Here is a 19,888-nt window from a genome sequence, read left to right on the forward strand (position 1 = left end):
AGAAATAAGAAGTGATTAACTTAAAAAAATCTTTATTAGCAGGCGCGATTGCGGCGTGTTCTCTTTCGGCAGCGGCCGTGGAAACTGCTTATAATATTGTCCCTTTGGGAACTTTTGAAGACAATGAAATATTCGCCTTTGGAATTAACAACAATGATGTTGCCGTAGGATATTCATACGTCACTGGTGGCTTTCCCTCCAGAGGGTATGCATATGACAATGGCACATTTACCAACATGGGATCCATTGTTAATCAGGAGTTGGCGATCGGATTTATTGCGGCGACGATCGATGAGAGCGTCGCATTTGATATCAACGACAACGGGATGATGATTGGCTACTCAGTTGAATCAGTGCCACAATTTGATGAAAATAACGATCCCGTCACTGTGACCGTTGACCAAGGACTTGATACCGAAAGAGAGCTGCAATCAGGACTACCGGTCCAGAGAGCGATTTACACTCAGGTCGGTAGTCAAGTACTGTCTCAGGTACCGCTTTTTGAACCAGAACAAGATCATGGAGTTCGTGCTCTGGCGGTCAATAATAATGGTGTGATAGTTGGCTTTGCTGAATTAGATGTGGACGATGACTTAACTGCTGAAGGTGAAGATGCTGAGTTCATCGTTAATCGAGGAGTCATTTACGATACTCAAACCGACACCTTAACCAGAGTAAATCCGCTCAATTATGACAATTTACCTCGGAGTATTGCCCTAAAAGACATCAACGATAATGGCGTTGCTGTAGGCTGGTCGCAAGTGGCTTTCGAGTCTTCATTTTTGTTCAATGGTGTGGTGGTAAATGCTGCGAGTCCGGAGACTTTAACGACGATTGATCCCGGTGAGGAAACTGCCAGTTTGTTTAATGCAATCAACAATAATGGCATGGTTGCCGGCAAACTCTATGATTTGGAAAAACAGCGTTATGAAGGGATCATGTTTAATAGCAATAATGGTGCTTTTGAAATCATACCACCATTGGTTGAAGGATTGGATTCGCAAATTTGTTGTGATAACGCGTCTCCCTATGACATCAACGCTCAGAATATTATTGTCGGGAGTATGATTGCTGATGTTGTTCCCGATACTTATCACGCGTTTGCTTATCAGAATGGAACCACTTACGACCTGAATGATTTGATTGACTGTACCCAGACACTAACTACGGGTGTGAGAGATTGGGTGTTATATGAAGCGCGTCAAATTAATGATAACGGCATTATAATCGGGAATGGCTTGTTTGGTGGCGAGCGTAAAGCGTTTATGTTGACGCCAAACCCTGGTGCGACGCCAACACAATGCGATTTTGAACAAGAAGAGGAAGATAGTGGCTCAGGTTCAATTCCTGCTTCTTTAATTGTATTACTCTCTTGTTTGGCAGTTATCCGCCGAAAAGTCAGCTAATCTTTTCACTAGCGAAAAAAAAGCCGCGATTTAGCGGCTTTTTTTATGAATAGTTACTTTACATATTAGGATAGTTTGGACCACCAGCACCTTCCGGTGTAACCCAATTAATATTCTGACTCGGATCTTTAATATCGCAGGTTTTACAATGAACGCAGTTTTGCGCGTTGATCTGGAACCTTGGATTATTACCATCATCATCACGAATGACTTCGTAAACCCCTGCAGGACAATAGCGTTGAGCGGGCTCATCATATTCTGCTAGGTTGACTTCAATCGGAATGCTCGGATCTTTCAATTGCAAATGAACTGGTTGATCTTCTTCATGATTGGTGTTGGAAATAAACACCGAACTTAATTTATCGAATGAAAGCTTACCGTCCGGTTTTGGATAATCAATTTTTGGACATTCAGATGCTTTTTTCATCTGTGCATAATCGGGTTTAGGGTCGCTCAGCGTCCAAGGGAGTGCACCGTTGAAGATATTAATATCGATAAACGCGTAAGCAGAACCCAGTATATTTCCCCATTTATGCTGAGCAGGGCCGAAGTTGCGCTGAATTTTAAGTTCTTTATAGGCCCATGACGCTTTGTAGGCCGCAGTAAAGCTGTCCAGCTTGTCGCTGGCCCTGTCAGCGGCTAACGCCTCGGCAATCGACTCAGCGGCCAACATACCAGATTTCATCGCGGTATGAGAGCCTTTGATTTTCGCAAAATTCAATGTTCCGGCATCGCAGCCTATTAGCACTCCACCCGGGAATACCATTTCAGGCTGAGACTGGATTCCACCTTTGGTAATCGCTCTCGCACCGTACGAGACGCGCTCACCGCCCTCGAGATACTGAGCAATTTGTGGGTGGTGCTTGTAACGCTGAAATTCATCGAACGGGCTGACATGCGGGTTTTGATACGACAGGTCGACTACCATGCCAACGACAATTTGATTATCTTCTAGGTGATAAAGGAATCCACCACCCGCAGAGCCACTTTCTTTTAGTGGCCAACCCGCACTGTGTACGACTTTACCTTGGTGGTGGTTATCGGCGGGAACTTTCCATAATTCTTTGATACCGATAGCATAGTGTTGAGGTTCTTTTCCTTTGTCTAATTCGAAGTTAGCAATCAATCTTTTTCCTAAATGGCCACGCGCGCCTTCGGCAAAAACAGTATATTTGGCATGTAACTCCATGCCAGGCATATAGCCATCTTTTTCTGAGCCGTCTTCCGCAACGCCCATATCACCAGTAAGAATGCCCTTTACGCTGCCATCCTCATTGTAGAGAATGTCTGCTGCTGCAAATCCTGGAAATATTTCAACGCCCATCGCCTCGGCTTGTTCGGCTAACCAGCGGCAGACATTACCAAGACTGACAATATAGTTACCATGATTATGCATGGTTTTGGGCACAAATAAATTGGGAATCTTTTGGCTTTTTTGCGCATTACCAAGTAGCAAAATGTCATCACCGACGACTGGAGTATTGAGGGGGGCGCCTTTTTCTTTCCAGTCTGGAATAAGTTCATTGAGTGCAGTGGGTTCAAAAACGGCACCCGATAAGATGTGCGCGCCGACCTCAGAGCCTTTCTCAACGACACAAATAGTGGTTTCTTGTTGATTTTCTTGCGCGATTTGTGCCAAGCGCATGGCAGTTGCTAATCCTGAAGGGCCTGCGCCCACGATAACTACATCAAATTCCATAGACTCGCGTTCCATGGATACCCCCTAGTTAGTTCTTGTCATTTGCGGAGTGAATAACCAGTGTCACTCCGTTACCTGCGGCCTAGTTTAATGGGTTTAGGCCAATTTTACGACATAAGTCTTTTTAATACCGGCTATAGCCGGAAAGTAGGGGATTATACCCGATTTTGGTTGACGTTAAACGCATAAAGCGGCAAGATCCCGCGGTCCGACCTTTTTGTCGAATTAGCGCCTAAAGCTAGACAATTATTTGATTTGGCTAGGAACTGACTTTTGTCGATAGACAGCTGGCGCAAGATGTTGAAACCTAGCACTGACGAAGCGACTATTAGCTTAAATTTAACCCAAGAAACAACCAACAGGTGTCTGCATGAAAATTTTAGTGACAGTTAAACGTGTTGTCGATTACAACGTCAAGGTACGTGTCAAAGACGACCAGTCTGGCGTAGAAACCGCTAACGTGAAAATGTCCATGAACCCATTCTGCGAAATTGCTGTAGAAGAAGCGGTTCGATTAAAGGAAAAAGGTGTCGCAACGGAAATCGTTGTTGCTTCTATTGGCCCAGCTCAAGCACAAGAAACGCTAAGAACTGCCTTGGCGCTTGGTGCAGATCGTGCAGTTTTAGTCAAAACTGATGACGAAGTTCAGCCGTTAGCCGTATCAAAGTTATTGAAAGAAGTCGTCGCAAAAGAGTCACCAGAGCTTGTGATTATGGGCAAACAGTCAATTGATGGCGATAACAACCAGTCGGGACAAATGCTGGCTGCCCTGTTAGATTGGCCACAAGGAACATTTGCTTCTGAAGTGAATGTTGCTGACGGTAAAGTCGCCGTCACTCGCGAAATCGATGGTGGTTTAGAGACTGTTGATTTAACACTTCCGGCTGTCGTTACAACTGACTTACGTTTGAATGAACCGCGTTTCGCTTCTTTGCCCAATATTATGAAAGCTAAACGAAAGCCGTTAGAAGAAATGACGCCTGCCGATTTGGGCGTGGATATCGCTCCGCGAACTGAAACACTTAAAGTTGAGCCACCGGCACAACGTGAAGCGGGAATCAAAGTTGAGTCGGTTGAAGAACTTGTTGAAAAACTTAAGAATGAAGCGAAGGTGATCTCATGAGCATTCTAGTAATTGCAGAACACAATAACGAGGTACTGGGTGCAGCGACATTAACGACAGTTGCGGCGGCGGCACAAATTGGTGGCGACATCCACTTACTTGTCGCTGGTAGTAATGCGGGTGCAGTCGCAGAAGCTGCGGCAGGCGTAGCCGGTGTGTCGAAAGTACTGCACGCTGATCATGAGGAACTTGCGCACCCGACTGCAGAGAGTGTCTCGGCAATCGTTTTGGCAAATGCTGACGGTTACACACACATTCTTGCTCCGGCGACAACTTTTGGTAAAAACTTCACTCCAAGAATTGGAGCAAAACTCGATGTTCAGCCAATCTCAGACATTATCTCTGTTGAAGCTGCTGACACATTTAAACGTCCCATTTATGCGGGTAATGCGATTGCAACCGTCAAATCAAATGACGCAGTTAAAGTGATCACTGTTCGAGCAACCGGTTTTGATGCCGTGGCAGCAACTGGCGGAAGCGCTGAAGTCACGACTATCGATGCGGCGGCACACATTTCCGCTAACGCGAAATTTGCCTCTCAAGAATTAACGGTTTCAGAGCGTCCTGAGTTAACTGCAGCAAGCATAATTGTTTCAGGTGGTCGAGGAATGGGTAGCGGTGAAAACTTCCACATGATAGAAGAAATCGCTGACAAACTAGGCGCAGCAGTGGGGGCATCACGAGCTGCCGTTGATGCAGGCTTTGTACCGAACGACTATCAAGTTGGCCAAACGGGTAAAATTGTTGCTCCTGAGTTGTATATCGCAGTCGGTATTTCTGGCGCGATTCAACATCTAGCGGGTATGAAAGACAGTAAAGTCATTGTTGCCATAAACAAGGACGAAGAAGCCCCGATTTTCCAAGTTGCGGATTATGGTTTAGTGGCAGACTTGTTTAAAGTCTTGCCAGAATTAAAAGACGCGCTTTAAACGACAATAGTACCAACTAAAAAAGGCTCCGGTGGGAGCCTTTTTTTTGCCCTGTTCGGTAAAACGATAGTTAATCGGTTTGCGACAGACAGCGAATACAAGCGCTAGGCGGCGAAACCTGAGAGCCCTGCATTCGAACTAAAACTCAAACCTCACACCAAAACTTGTGGTTTCAGTTCGACCAAATTCATAACCGTTGTTCGCGTAACTCAATTGAAGGCTAATTCTTTCTGTGACGGGAAAATCGAAGCCGAGACTCCAATAGAGATCGTTGCCATCTAAGTTGCTGGTGGCTTCCGTCCCAGGATTCAAAAATACGCCTTCCTCTCCATCAAGATCCCAAAAGCTTAAGCCGACTTTGGGGATAAATCGAATGTGCTCGTTCAACTCGACTTGGTAACCGAGCATGAGTTGATATTGACTAAAATTGTAGGTATCTCCGATGTCGAAAAAGTCAATTGAATCGCTGTGAAGAATGCTCAGTTCGACCATCAAGTGAGAGTCAGTAATTAAGCCGGCAGTAATGCCCGATTCGATGTTATCTTCGTTTAGCTTCACGTTGGATAGCGTATAATCTGAATCTATCGAAAGGTTTACGTTGCCAACTTGTGGTATCAAGTAAAAGCTCGGTTGCTGTGCGTGAAGATCAAGCGCTAACAATGACAAACCGAGCAAAACGATGCTCTTATGAACTAAATTTTTCATCTTGTTTTATCTTTAACCTATTTTTTCCAGTCGTCGGTCTTTTAAAAGCCATATTTTGATGCGTTAATCTTAACAAAACCCAACGCTTTAGCAAAAGAAACAAATTTTTTAAGGGGAGTTAAATTAAGTCGTTAAAACGTTGTCCTAATCATTAGCACACTGTTAAATAAAACTTGAGAGGAATAAGGATGTCTTCTAAACATTGTCAGCAAAATGACATGCCTGATTTGGTAGGCGAACAAATAGCTAATAGTCACACTGAAAATAAAAACGCCAATAACTCGAAAGGTTTTTCCCGACGTAAATTTTTACAACTATCTGCTATCGGATTAATTGGTGTCGGCATTAGTGGTTGGTACTGGCCCAACCGTTGGCGCTATATAGTTATTCACCATTCAGCCGGAAACTACGGCAACATTAAATTTTTACAAAAAATTCATCGTGAGAGGCAAGCGGGCGATCCAGTTGACGCGATTCCGTATCATTTTATTGTTGGCAATGGTAACGGCATGGCGATGGGAGAAATAGCGAGTGACTGGCGGCAAGAAAATCATTTGTGGGGAGCCCATGTCTCTGCGAGAAATCGAGATAGAAATTATCGAGGGCTTGGTATCTGCATGATCGGTAATTTTGAGATTAATCCTGTACCCGAACCTCAGTTTCAGTCTTTGGTCAGTCTCTGTCAGCAATTAGTTACTCGCTACGACATACCAAAAACTCATATTTCTGGGCATGGATTGACGCCGGGCGAGCAAACTTTGTGCCCTGGTAAACACTTTCCAATGTCGCGTTTACTGGATAGTTTAAGTTAACGGGATAATAAATCTGGTTTGTGATTGATCTATGTCAATCGCGTAACTTGAGCTAAAAATGACTCGCGATATAATAGTTTTCCTGAATTTTTGTACCGCTGATTAGACCTTTCTGTTTTATGTTCACACCTGAATTACTTGCGCCCGCTGGTTCGCTAAAGCACATGCGGTATGCGTTCGCTTATGGCGCCGATGCAGTTTATGCCGGACTACCTCGATATAGTCTACGTGTCAGAAACAATAGTTTTAATTTGACTCACTTAAATGTTGGTATCAAAGAAGCTCAAGCTCTCGGAAAGCAGTTTTTTGTTGCAGCCAATATCGCGCCACATAACAGTAAAGTAAAAACTTTTCTAAAGGACATTGAGCCTATCGTTAAAATGAATCCGGACGCACTGATTATGTCTGACCCAGGGTTGATGATGATGGTGCGAGAGAAGTGGCCGGAGGCGGTAATACATTTGTCGGTGCAAATGAACACCGTCAACTATGCGGCAGTAAAATTTTGGCAATCACTCGGAATAAAAAGAGTGATACTATCACGGGAATTATCTTTGGATGAAGTCGCTGAAATTAGACAGCAATGTCCCGATATCGAACTAGAGGTTTTTGTCCATGGCGCGCTTTGCATCGCTTATTCTGGTCGATGTCTGCTTTCAGGCTATTTTAATCACCGCGACCCTAATCAAGGTACTTGTACGAATGCTTGTCGTTGGGGGTATGAAGTTCATGACGCTGAACAAAATGACAATGGTGATGTCTCGATAGTGAAGCCAAATCCACAATTGGGCATTGGAGATACTTCTGAAAAATTGGTATTGCTTGAAGAAAAACAACGTCCCGGAGAGTTAATGCCAATGTTTGAGGATGAGCACGGGACTTATATATTTAACTCAAAAGATCTGCGGGCAGTTCAGCATGTTGCCAAGTTAGTAGAGATTGGTATTGATTGTCTAAAGATAGAAGGTAGAACTAAAAGTCATTTTTATGCGGCGAGGACTTCGCAAGTCTATCGCAAAGCGATCGATGATGCTGTGGCTGGCAAGTCTTTTGATATGGGATTAATGGATACGCTACAAGGAATGGCAAATCGTGGATACACTGAAGGTTTTTTTCGTCGTCATGTGCACGATGACTATCAAAACTATCTAAATGGAAGCCCTGAAAGACATAATCAGTTATTTGTTGGTGAAGTTATTGATGAACGAGACCAAGAAATTTTGGTTGATGTGAAGAACCGATTCCAAATTGGAGATAGGTTGATTTACCTGTCACCGAAAGGCGATCGTAAAACCAAACTAAAGACAATGACTAACCAGTACGGTGGCGAGATGATTGTGGCACCGGGATCTGGACATCAGGTTTGGATCAACAAACCTGAGGGGTACGACAATCTGCTCGGCTTAATCGTTAAAGAATTAGCTTAACAATGGTCAGTGTAAATCTAAGCGAATATTAAATCTCGAATGTTTGGTAAATATTTTTCAAACGAGCCAGTATTAAATGCGACGACTTTATCACCTGGCTTTATCATTTCTTTTTCAACCGCTTCGGGTATAGCGGCAATAGTTGCCGCACCTTCTGGGCAAATCCAAATTTGATATTGATCATAAATGGATTTAAGTTGTTCACCCATCGAGTCTTCGTCAACTGAAATTGCCATACCGCCACTTTGACGAATAATCTCTAAAACTTTAAAGTGGCCTACGCCGCCAGGAACGTTTAATCCGGTTGCGATAGTATAACCGCCAGAAACCGGTGTTGTATCAGCCTCATTATTATTAAATGCATTAACCACGGGCGGAGTAACGGTTGATTGCACAGATATGACTTTCGGTCTTCTGCTATCGATTAAGCCTAATGCCTCAAGTTCATCAAAGGCTTTCCACATCCCGAGAATACCGGTACCACCACCAGTAGGGTAGAGCACCACATCGGGCAGTTTCCATGGTTGATTGATGCCATCGGCAGGTTCTGCTATTTCGAGACCAAGGGTTTTCTTACCTTCAATACGCCAGCCAGGTTCTTGAAATGTTGCCATATTAAAAAAACCTTGAGGTAAGTATTTTTCTTTCATTAATTCACCTGCTTCTCGGATTGTTCCTTTAACGAGTTCTAGATTGATGGATGGATGGATTTTTGCCAGGGCAGACACTCGGCCCAGTATTGGCATCGGCGTCTCGTCCGGCATAATAACGGTACATTCCATACCGGCTGCCATCGCATACTCTGTTAATGAGTCACCTGCATTGCCTTGTGTTGGGACAACGACTTTTTTAATGCCAAAGCTACGGGCCATTGAAACTGCCATACTCATTCCACGGTCTTTAAAACTCCCGGTTGGGTTTGCGCCAAATCCTGGGTGAGGTTGACCTTCATCTTTTAAGAATAAGGAAAAGTTATGTTTTTTGGCGATAGTTGAATGAATTAAAGGAATTATCGGTGTATTGCCTTCACCCAAAGAGAGAATACTTTGTTTATCGTTTTCGTCATTGATATCAAGTGCCATTAATGAGCCAAAACGCCACATGGATTTTTCACCTGGCCGGTACCAGCTGAAATTGGTTTTTTCTTGTTTGAGCTTGTCGATGTCAATTGCTATTTGTAATGGCCGGTTGTCTTTAGAACATAAGTTCATTAGCTTATTCTTTGGGTAGGTTGTACCACAAGCCGTGCAGTAAAAGTGGGAAAAAAAACTCATTATTATTCTCTTTCTCAAGGTTATTTAAAGTAGCGATAAAAACGAAGAATCAGTGTACTCAGTTAGCAGTCATCGCTTAACGCTAGTAGTAGGGTTAAGTGAGATAAAAGCCGATATTTCAGTGGTTGTTAAAATCCAAAACCGTCGCTTATTTTTGAATCATGTTAATCGTTTTTATCGAACAAGAGTAAAACATAAGAATGATTCGGTTAACAAGTGTTTTATTTCATCTCAAAAGCAATATATGCATCGCTAAAGCGCAATATTTTTAAAGGTAAAAGTGTGATCTAAATCAATTTGAGGCTGAGTTTTTTTATTCGGTTTTGGTTAACGCCGACGATTGCTTTTGCGAACAGGATGAGAACGAAATATTGATAAAATATAAAATGAACAACATCAATTTTTGAACGAAAAAAAATTTAAAATGCGAGTGGGATCATGATCCTTGTCAATGTCGAAAATCCTCTTAGCTTTACACTGCACCTGCACTTAATACTATTAATAAAGGTATGTTGATTATGAAAAAGAAAAGTATCGCTTTAGCTATCTTAGCTGTTCTTTCTGCACCGACTATGGCGGCAGACGATGGTTCGAACTGGGTGTTTAGAACAGGTGTAGCACATGTATCACCGAATGATGATTCAGGCTCGGTTCTTGGTGGTGGCGTTGGTGTTGATGCTGATACAGGTTTAGGATTGAGCTTCACTTATATGTTTGATGATGAGTGGGGCTTTGAAATTTTGGGTGCATTACCTTTTACTCATGATATCAAAGGAACCGGGGTATTAACGGGATTAGATATCGGTGAAACCAAACACTTGCCGCCAACGTTTAGCGTAGTCTATCAGTGGGGAAATGAGACTACTTATCATGTTGGTGCCGGTCTCAACTATACAACATTTTTCGATGAGGAAACGACGCCAGCTTTAGACACAGCGCTAGCCGGTGATACAGGTTTATCACTTGATGATTCTTTTGGTTTGGCAGTTAAATTTGGCTTCGATACGCCGATTTCTGAAGATTGGACTTTTTCAGGAAGCGTTTACTACATGAATATTGAAACAGATGCCGATGTTATTTTAGATGGCGCGGTTGCTGCAACTGTTGACGTAGAAATTAATCCTTGGGTTGTCATGCTAGGTGTCGGTACAACTTTTTAATGACTAAAGATTTAACAGGATAAGTTAATGCTGAGCTATCTAAGACTGGTTGAGTTTAAACAATCCTAAGCTAAATCTTAACAAAAATATCAACTCTTGCTAGAGTGTTCCTTTAGCAAGAGTTTTATTGTTGTTAGGTGAAATGAAAATCCGATCCTGTTTGACAACTGATGCGCATCAGTTAGTCGAAATATATAATCACTTTATTCTAAATTCTACCGCAACTTTTGAAGAAGCAATCATCGATGTTGATGAAATGATTAATCGTATCGCTTCAATCAGCAGCAACTATCCTTTTTTAGTTTGCGAATCAGATGAGCAAATAATGGGGTATGCTTATGCTGTCCGCTGGAAGGAGAGAAGTGCCTATCGTTATAGTTTGGAAACAACCGTTTATGTAAGACCAAACCATCAACGCGAAGGGGTAGGTCGGCTTTTGTATCTCGAACTTCTCGAACAATTAAGATTAAGGGGTTTTCATTGTGGATTAGCCGGGATCACCTTACCTAATCGACCGAGCGTTGAATTCCATGAAAGCTTAGGCTTTGAAAAAGTCGGTCAACTCAAACAGGTTGGCTTTAAGTTTGGTGAGTGGATCGATGTAGGCTACTGGCAAATCATTTTATAAATAATAATTTGTTGAGTTGAAGGTTAGTTATCCTGTAGTCAGCACCTTTCATTAAAAAATAGTTTTAACGAAAGATGCCTCCGTGTAAGCGAAACTTGCCTGTCCTCTTTTAACCCACTATTTTAAGTTGTGCCTCTTCTGGCTTCTAATTGCTCTCTAATTACGTGGGCTTTCTCTTCGGTAATCTCGTAGGTTGAAATAACCCAGATGGCAATCAATGAACAAATCACAGGAACAAGTACATCATATAACCGCATCAAGAATATAGCGTCTTCAGTTTGATTAGCACCCAGCGCTACATCAAAGCCTGTCGTGTTTAATAAAAAGCCGCCCGCGGCGAGCGCTGCCGCCATCCCAAGTTTCACTACCCACCAAAAAATTGAACCGTACATTCCCTCACGACGCTCATGAGTTTGCAGTTCATCGTAATCGACTATGTCAGCAATCATTGACGGCATGAGCGTAAATAGCCCACCTAAACCAAACGCCATAAGTGGGGCGGGTAAAAGTAGCAACCAAGGAAGGTCTGGATTGTAACAAAACCATTTTAATCCATAGCCCAAAACTGATATGCCAGTCGCAAGGAAGAAGGTATGACGTTTACCTATCTTTGTCGATATCCAGGTGACAAACATAATGACTAAGAAAGTACAGATGGTTCCAAGTGTTCCTGAATAGCCCACAAATTTCGCACCTTCTACGGTGTCGCCGCCAAAAACGTAATAGATGATGACGTAAGACTGGAAAGAGGCGATTAATATAAATCCATTAAAAACCAAGAATGTTGCTGCGCATAGTTTTAAGAAGGGGGTGAATTTTAATGTAGTCGCAAAACCTTTTAAAAAGTCTTTAATGTTTTCCAGGATAATTTTTCTTCGAGGTAATTTTGAGCCTGAGCCGGCCTCGTTTGATTCTGCATCTTTAAATCTTTCAACAAGAAAAATAGCTGGCAGTATTCCGATCGCAAGCACGACTACCGCGATCGCGATTGATAACCCTGCGGCACCCTCGACCATGTTGTCGAACCAGGCTTCATACTGCATGATAAATAAAAACCAAGGAGCGACCATATACGCAAACTGACCCATAAAGTTTTGCACACCCATTAAACGAGTTCGTTCATGGTAGTCGGGGGTAAGTTCGTATCCGAGGGCAACCCACGGTGTAGCATACATAGTGTAAGCAAGATAAAAAACAAATGAACCAATAAGAAAATACCAAAAATAGTAACTCTCAGATTTGCCTGCTGGTAGTTGCCACAAGAGAACGAACACAATCGCAACAACGATTGCTCCAACAAAAATATAAGGTCTGCGTCTTCCCCAGCGACTTCTTGTATGATCGGAGATGTATCCCATGATGGGATCGGTGATTGCATCAGTTAATCGGGGAAGGGCCGCTAGAAGTCCGACCAGTGCCGGATTCATGCCCAAACCGAGATTTAAAACGATCACCATTCCGCCGATCGCAGCGGCTAATAAGTTATTTACAAATGCGCCGAAACCATAGATGACCTTATGGATAAAGGGGATCCTGTCTTGCGGAGCCGTTTCGTAGTGAATATGTTGGGTCATAATCTTTTTTCTTATTTGGAATTTCAGTTTTATTAGGCATTGATTAGATAGTAACCAGACCTAAATGACACATTCTTGACAGCGTTGTCATTTGGGAGTATAACCGCAATATGACAGCGTTGTCATTAACTTAATAATCAAATAATAAGTAAGCTTAATAGAGTTTCATCCAAAGGGTAAAAATTATGATTAATAATATTGTTCGTGCCCATAACAAGAATTACGCAAAATTTGCGGCATTAGTCCAAATCAGAAGTACCCGGTTTTTTAAATTAAAAAATCTGTTAAAACCGTTCCAATCAATCCAAGCTTTAATTGTTGCATCACTCATCGTGTTGCACGGTTGTGGCGGTGTCGATCCGGATCAACCTGAAGGAGATTTTGTTCCGCCAGTTGTCGAGTGGCAGTTGGTTTTCTCCGATGAGTTTGACGGAGATTCAGTCGATACTACCAAGTGGAATATAGAAGAAGGTGATGGGTGTCCTGATTTATGCGGTTGGGGTAATAATGAGTTGCAAATTTATAGCGCGGACAATGTGTCTGTAGCCGACGGCATTTTAAGAATCGAAGGTCGCGAGGAAGCAGAGGGTGGATACTCGTCTGGTCGAATCAATACGAAAGGAAAATTTGATTTTAATTATGGCCGTGTTGTTGTAAGAGCAAGAATACCATCAGGTCAAGGAACCTGGCCGGCGATTTGGGCATTGCATAGTAATCCCGATATTTACGGTGGCTGGCCGCAGTCTGGTGAAATCGACATTATGGAGGCGTTTGGTTATGGCGCGAATGGTGTCGACACAACCGATTCAACTGTTCACTCTGGCTTACCATTAAATACCAACACTTTTACGACAAGCTCAACAACACTTGCTGACAGTGCCGATACGACTTTCCATGAGTATGAATTGCAATGGGAAAGAGGTCGTATGCGATTCTTTGTGGATGGCATTCACTATCAAACACAAGATCAAGACAATTGGTTTACTTATTATCCTGCAGATGAAGACGGTTTTTATGACCCATGGGGCCCGTATACACTTGGTATCGATGATGCGCCTTTTGATGAATTTTTTCATTTGATTTTAAATTTTGCGATTGGTGGTAATCGTGTTGGCGCGCCAGACGCTTCAACGATTTTTCCGCAGACTTTTGAAATTGATTATGTGAGAGTCTATGAGTGTGCTAATTCAAATCCGACGACGCGACGCGGCTGTGGATCGGTTGATCCAAGCGTTGAGCCACTAAGTATGCATGATGGTGGCAACCTTGAAGGCGCTACAACCGCTAATCCATACGTCGAAAGAGTGGATTTGTATGTAGACGGTCCTGAAACCATTTCATTAGATGTCGGCGGAGAAGTGTCAACCAATACACTCGGCGTTGATGGTTTTACGGGCGAAAATGCGACAGTGACGAGCAATCCAAACTTTCAAGATCCAGATGATGCAGAGAATATTGTTTGGCATGTAAGTATCGCCGATGATGTCGCTAATGTATTTTTGGCTTCTCAAGATTTAACCGACGATCCACTGCTTGATACTGGTTTTAACTTCAGTACTGCAGAGCCTGTTGGAGAAATTGCTTTTGACATGAAGATAAACTCAGTTGCTGAAGGAACTGAATTGATTGTAAAACTGGATAGTGGCTTTCCAAACTTAGGTCAAGTCTCAATTCCTGCGTCAGAGTGGGCCGTTGGAGAATGGAAAACATACTCGATTAAGTTTCGCGACCTTGTAGCTAACCCTGGCTTTGTTGACTGTTGTGGTGGCACGGGGGTCGCTCTTGATAATGTTATCAATCCATTTGTTTTTGAAGTAGTGAATGGTAGCGCTGACGTTTACCTTGATAATATTTATGTATCGAATGCATGCTATGTCGTTGGTGCATGTAAAGCGCAACTTCGCACGAAAGGTATTCCTGCATTAGAAGTTTTCGAAGACTCAGTTAATATTTCTACATGGGACGTCGGGATTGCTGCGGCTGATTCGGGCTCAGGTTTTGTCAATTACTCTGATGGTACTGACCCTGCGAACAAAGTGAATTGGGAAGTGATAACCGATGCAGATCCCGAGCGTGGCGAGGTAATTGAAGTCACCTTCAACGATAGCTCTGCATTCGGTGTTTGGTTTATTCAAAGCACAACTGCAACCGATACTTCAGCATACAGTGCCGGTGCAGTTGTATTCGATTTGATTGTCGATGATTACGGTGATAACACCGATGGAATGACATTTAAAATTGATTGTTTCTTCCCTTGTACCAGTGGAGACAAAAACCTAGGTGTTGTCGCCGATGGGGTTTGGGAGACAATCACAATTCCTGTGTCCAATTTAACTGCCACTGGTTTGGATTTAGCGAGTGTCAACACCGGGATCGTTTTGTTCCCAACCTCACAAGCAGGTGGAATAACTTTCCGTGTCGATAACATTCGTTGGGAGGCTGAGACTGAAGCTCCGCCACTCGCGCAAATCGATCTACCTGTCACTTTCGAAGATGACACGGTCGATTATTCGCTAGTTGATTTTGCCGGTGCGAGCACGGTATTAGAAGCAGATCCCGAAAACGCAGATAATACTGTAGCACGGACCATCAAAAGCGCTGGAGCAGAAACCTTTGCGGGAACAGTAATAGGAACAGGCGATGGTTTTGCAACGCCAATACCATTTACTGATACAGCAACGACTATGTCGATGATGGTTTACTCGCCAGCAGCAGGGCTACCAGTCATGCTCAAAGTCGAAAACGATGATGCTTCAATATTCTCTGAAATCACGGCGACTACGACAGTCGCTAATGGATGGGAAAGACTAGTTTGGGATTTCGCAGGAGTTGATACCGCGGTAGCTTTCAATAGAGCGATTATTTTCTTTAACTTCGGTGAAGTCGGAGCAGATGAGACCTTCTATTGGGATGATGTCGCTTTTGGTTCAACTGGGCCAGCAAGTCAAGTAGACCTACCAGTCGACTTTGAAAGCGCAGTTATCAATTATGACTTGGGAGACTTTGGTGGTTTAGAAACAACTTTAATCGAAGACCCGGCCAACGCTGCCAATACCGTTGCCAGCAGTACCAAAGGAGCTGGAGACGAATTGTGGGCAGGGGTTACTGTTGGCGCCACCGATGGTCTTGCCAATGCGATTCCATTTGAAGCGGGCAGTACTACCATGACCTTAATGGTCTATTCTCCAGATGCAGGCATACCAGTAAGGTTAAAAGTTGAAAATGCGGTCAATGGCTCAGTAAGCGTCGAAACTGAGGCATTAACGACGCAAGCTAATAACTGGGAAATGCTGACGTTCGACTTTACTAACAACGTGGCAAGCACGCCGGCAATTGATTTTGCTGCGGAATATAACAAAGCGAGTGTGTTCTTCAACTTCGGTACCTATGGCAATACCGCCGGAGAGAAAACCTATTTGTGGGATGATTTAGCCTTCGTTGCAGGGAGTGGTTTGGCACAAGTTGATCTACCGATTTCTTTCGATAATGAAGGCGTCGATTACGATGTAATTGCATTCGGTAATGCGAGCGTTACTGTAGGAGCTGACGATCCAGAGAATTCAGCAAATAAAGTAGCGATGTTCAATAAGCCTGTCGGTGCTGAGTTGTGGGCTGGTGCAACAATGGGGGCAACTAACGGACTCGCGACTGATATTCCATTCACTGCAACTGATACTAAGATGTCGGTGAGAGTTTACTCTCCGGATGCAGGTATCCCTGTACGACTGAAAGTTGAAAATGCGGCTGATGGTGGAATTTCTGTTGAGACTGAAGCGACGACGACTGTTGCCAATCAGTGGGAGACATTAACCTTTGATTTCAGTAATAATGTTGTCGATACTCCGGCGTTGGATTTGGCTCAAGCGTATCAAAAAGTCGTTATTTTCTTTAATTTCGGTACGACGGGTGCGGATGCCGGAGACAAAACTTACTACTGGGAAAATGTCGAATTTGGTGTTCCGATAAACCTACCAATTACATTCGAAGATTCTAATGTTAACTATGATATCGTTGCTTTCGGAAATGCGTCTGCGATGGACGGAGTTGAAGATCCTGTCGACTCAATGAATACCGTCGCGATGCTCAATAAACCACCCGGTGCAGAGTTATGGTCAGGTGCTGTAATGGGAGCTTCGAGCGGACTCGCTAATGAAATTCCTTTTACTGCCAGTGCTACGAGCTTGACTGTGAGAGTGTATTCTCCAGATGCAGGAATACCAGTTCGATTAAAAGTTGAAAACGCCAGTGAAGGTTCTATTTCTGTTGAAACAGAAGTATTAACAACACAAGCAAACGCCTGGGAAACTTTAACCTTCGACTTTTCTAATAATGTGACGGACACGCCTGCGCTCGACGTTAATCAAAACTATCACAAGGTTGTCATTTTCTTTAACTTCGGTACGACAGGAAATGATGCGGGAGATAAAACTTACTATTGGGATGATGTTTCCTTTGGAGGCACGCTATGAGCATCAAGCTTAATCAATTAATCAACATGGAAAACATTGGAACTTGGAGTCAGGCAGCTATGAATAAAAATAAGACTAAGCGTTTATTGATTGCTTCATTATCGATGTTCATTTGCGCGGCAGCGTTGAACTTGAAAGCGGCTGAAGCAGAGCAACCAGACGATGATGACGATGATGAAAATGTTGTTATTGTAACGGCCACAAAAACTGAAACAGATTTAATGAAAACACCGATTGCTATTTCAGTTTTCGATCAAGAGCAACTCACCCAGAATAGTGTTAAAGATATTCGCGATATGTCAGACATGGTTCCTAACTTTGATGTATCAATGTCGCCTTCTGATAGTGGTGTTCAATTAACCATGCGCGGTATCAATAGTAATAACTTTACCGAGATTGGCGACCCGAGTGTGGCGTTCCATGTTGACGGTGTTTATTCGCCGCGTCCACAAGGCGCGGTCGCTTTAATGTTCGACCTAGAGCGCATTGAAGTTATGCGTGGGCCGCAAGGAACTTTATTTGGTCGTAACTCGGCAGCAGGTTCAGTTAACGTGATTACTGCAAAGCCGTCTCAAGAAGGTTATTTTGGCACGATAGGTTCAGAGTTTGGTAACTTTAACCAAAGGAATGTATTGGGTACTGTGAATGTTCCTTTAACCGACACTTTTGCAATCCGTTCGAACTTCTTTGTTGAAAAGCGAGATGGTTTCGCTGATCAAGATTCTGGTACTAAAGACTTAGCAGGTATTGGTAATCAGGGACCAGATGGAATTCCTGATATGGATCAAAGATGGAATCGTCCCGTTGGTAAAGATGAATACTATGGCAACTCTGATCGCTGGGCATTTCGTGTCGCCGGATTATGGGAGCCAACAGACTATGATTTCAATTGGCATATTAGCTTAGAGACCGCTCAAGATAATTCTGCCGGTTGGCCAATCGCGCCTAACTGCGAAGTTAATGTAGAGCTTTGTCAGTATAACGGTGGAGGCATTGACTATGTAGATCCCAATGTTCCTGGTTTTCTCGATATGACAATGGATGCGTTGAGAAGCCATTTTAATTGGGATATCAATGAGGACGTTGCGCTGGTTTATAATTTCGGTTGGGCGCGACAAGAACGTGCTCAACAATGGGATGGTGATATGGGCTGGCGTGCCGTGCCTGGACCTAATACGGGATGGCTTAATCGAAACCAACCTTGGCCAAGTTTATACCTTGCTACTGCCGAGTCTGAATACACATCAATTTCACATGAACTCCAATTCCAAGGAGCGACCGACGATATAAACTGGATAGTTGGTTTATTTAACTTTAGCGAAGATAACAGCATCATATTTGACGTTGAGCAACCTTTTTGTTGTTCGCTTGGCGCGCTTGGTGGGATTTCATTCGTACAGCCGGAGAGGCTTTTAGACTCTTCTGCTATCTTTGCACAGATGACCTGGCATGCGACAGAAAACTTACATCTGACGTTTGGGTATCGTTATACCGAGGATACGCGGGAAGATAGAGGCGGGAGAAACATCGGTTGTTACGGCGGTGCAGGGTGCAGTTGGAGTGCTGGTTTGATTCCATTTGATGGTTTCCCACAAACACCAGGTCAAACTGATGAACTACTATTGCCACAATATACTAGTGCAGATTTGACCTTTGGTATGGGGTCACAAGATCGGTTCAATAATTACCAAACTTTTGATATTAACGACAACAAAGAGACTTTTGATGCGGATAACTGGCGAATTGGTATCGATTATGACTTAGATGTTGATTCCTATATGTATTTCTATGCAGCGACCGGATCAAAAGCAGGCGCTTTTGGGGATGGTGTTGATGTTTGTCGCTGTGGACGTATTGAGTTTTTCTCTTTCGAGCCGGAAGAAGTCCTCAACTACGAGTTTGGCTATAAAGGCACTTTCCTCGATAAAAAGCTGCGTTTAACGGTGTCGACATTCTTTACTGAATTTACCAACAAACAAGTTTCTCAATTCAGAACAGTTGGTGTTGTTGAAGATCCACCTGGCACACCAGTGCTTCCACTCCAAGAGATCGGTACTTTGGTGACTTCAAACGCTGGTGAAGCAGAGATTAAAGGACTTGAAGTCGAATGGGTTTATCGTCCTTGGGATAACGGTCGATTCTCAGGTGGATTAGGTATCTTGGATACTGCTTTCTTAAGCTGGCCTGGTTATGCCGGTGAAGCTTATTTCTGTGACCAACGGGCAGAAGCAGGTCCTCAGTTTGCTTGTGTACCGCAAGATGATGGTTCTGGTGTGAATAACATTGAAGGCAACGAATTACCTTATGCTGCCCCAATTTCATTTACGCTCGATTATTCTCATGACTTTGAAATGAGCAATGGTGCGACATTAACCTCATGGGTAAAAGTTCATTGGGAAGATGAAATGCATTTCACAGAAGGTAATTTTGATGCAATCCCAGCGTTATCAGACAAGCGTGACGCAATAGGTACTTTAGACACGACGCTCCGCTATACAGATTCAAGCGCTGCATGGTGGGTTGAAGCGTTTGTTAACAATGTTACTGACGAGCGTTTTCAAACCTACTGGGTAGACAGCAATCAACCTGACGCACCTTTATTCACCTGGAATGCTCCACGCAGCTTCGGCGTGCGCGGCGCGTATAACTTTGATTTTTAACTTTGGCTTAATGATTTAACAC

At 43.3% G+C, this 19,888-nt stretch carries 13 protein-coding genes; 9 read left to right on the forward strand and 4 right to left on the reverse strand.

What is annotated here, in order from left to right; genetic code table 11:
- Positions 1-11: 11 nt before the first annotated feature.
- The gene (locus FLL45_RS20480) at positions 12-1,406 is read left to right on the forward strand and encodes a DUF3466 family protein (RefSeq protein ID WP_142943928.1); all 1,395 of its coding nucleotides are present in this window, start codon (positions 12-14) and stop codon (positions 1,404-1,406) included.
- Positions 1,407-1,464: 58 nt separating this feature from the next.
- Here FLL45_RS20480 and FLL45_RS20485 read toward each other — a convergent pair whose 3' ends face one another.
- Positions 1,465-3,120 (reverse strand): electron transfer flavoprotein-ubiquinone oxidoreductase, encoded by a 1,656-nt coding sequence (locus tag FLL45_RS20485; RefSeq protein WP_142943929.1) that lies wholly within the window; start codon positions 3,118-3,120, stop codon positions 1,465-1,467.
- A 355-nt stretch (positions 3,121-3,475) separates the two neighbouring features.
- On the opposite strand from FLL45_RS20485, the gene FLL45_RS20490 reads away from it, so the two are divergent.
- On the forward strand, positions 3,476-4,228 hold the full coding sequence (locus FLL45_RS20490; protein WP_142943930.1) for an electron transfer flavoprotein subunit beta/FixA family protein: 753 nt from the start codon (positions 3,476-3,478) through the stop codon (positions 4,226-4,228).
- Positions 4,225-5,157 carry an electron transfer flavoprotein subunit alpha/FixB family protein gene (locus tag FLL45_RS20495; RefSeq protein ID WP_142943931.1) on the forward strand — a complete coding sequence of 311 codons (933 nt, stop codon included), beginning with the start codon at positions 4,225-4,227 and terminating at the stop codon, positions 5,155-5,157. The genes FLL45_RS20490 and FLL45_RS20495 overlap by 4 nt, the downstream gene beginning before the upstream one ends.
- Before the next feature lie 138 nt (positions 5,158-5,295).
- On the opposite strand, the gene FLL45_RS20500 is transcribed toward FLL45_RS20495, so the two are convergent.
- Positions 5,296-5,862: an outer membrane beta-barrel protein gene (locus FLL45_RS20500; RefSeq protein ID WP_142943932.1), complete on the reverse strand. Its 567-nt coding sequence runs from the start codon at positions 5,860-5,862 to the stop codon at positions 5,296-5,298.
- Positions 5,863-6,050: 188 nt separating this feature from the next.
- Here FLL45_RS20500 and FLL45_RS20505 point away from each other — a divergent pair, with 188 nt between their 5' ends.
- A complete protein-coding gene (locus FLL45_RS20505) occupies positions 6,051-6,674 on the forward strand; it encodes a peptidoglycan recognition protein family protein (protein WP_142943933.1) in 624 nt (207 codons plus the stop codon).
- A gap of 119 nt (positions 6,675-6,793) precedes the next feature.
- Positions 6,794-8,101 (forward strand): prephenate-dependent tRNA uridine(34) hydroxylase TrhP, encoded by a 1,308-nt coding sequence (gene trhP, locus FLL45_RS20510; RefSeq protein ID WP_142943934.1) that lies wholly within the window; start codon positions 6,794-6,796, stop codon positions 8,099-8,101.
- A 17-nt stretch (positions 8,102-8,118) separates the two neighbouring features.
- On the opposite strand, the gene FLL45_RS20515 is transcribed toward trhP, so the two are convergent.
- Positions 8,119-9,375: a threonine synthase gene (locus FLL45_RS20515; RefSeq protein ID WP_142943935.1), complete on the reverse strand. Its 1,257-nt coding sequence runs from the start codon at positions 9,373-9,375 to the stop codon at positions 8,119-8,121.
- Positions 9,376-9,893: 518 nt separating this feature from the next.
- On the opposite strand from FLL45_RS20515, the gene FLL45_RS20520 reads away from it, so the two are divergent.
- A complete protein-coding gene (locus FLL45_RS20520; protein WP_185964568.1) occupies positions 9,894-10,535 on the forward strand; it encodes an OmpW/AlkL family protein in 642 nt (213 codons plus the stop codon).
- A gap of 142 nt (positions 10,536-10,677) precedes the next feature.
- Positions 10,678-11,163, forward strand: coding sequence for a GNAT family N-acetyltransferase (locus FLL45_RS20525; RefSeq protein ID WP_142943937.1), 486 nt, complete (start codon positions 10,678-10,680; stop codon positions 11,161-11,163).
- A 122-nt stretch (positions 11,164-11,285) separates the two neighbouring features.
- Here FLL45_RS20525 and FLL45_RS20530 read toward each other — a convergent pair whose 3' ends face one another.
- Positions 11,286-12,737, reverse strand: coding sequence for an MFS transporter (locus tag FLL45_RS20530; RefSeq protein ID WP_142943938.1), 1,452 nt, complete (start codon positions 12,735-12,737; stop codon positions 11,286-11,288).
- A gap of 185 nt (positions 12,738-12,922) precedes the next feature.
- Between FLL45_RS20530 and FLL45_RS20535 the strand changes: the two genes are divergently transcribed.
- Complete coding sequence (locus FLL45_RS20535; protein WP_142943939.1) at positions 12,923-17,206, forward strand: glycoside hydrolase family 16 protein; 4,284 nt, start codon at positions 12,923-12,925, stop codon at positions 17,204-17,206.
- Positions 17,203-19,866, forward strand: coding sequence for a TonB-dependent receptor (locus FLL45_RS20540; protein WP_142943940.1), 2,664 nt, complete (start codon positions 17,203-17,205; stop codon positions 19,864-19,866). The genes FLL45_RS20535 and FLL45_RS20540 overlap by 4 nt, the downstream gene beginning before the upstream one ends.
- Positions 19,867-19,888 lie beyond the last annotated feature (22 nt).

The organism is Aliikangiella marina (assembly GCF_007004765.1).
GTDB classification, from domain to species: Bacteria; Pseudomonadota; Gammaproteobacteria; order Enterobacterales; family Kangiellaceae; genus Aliikangiella; species Aliikangiella marina.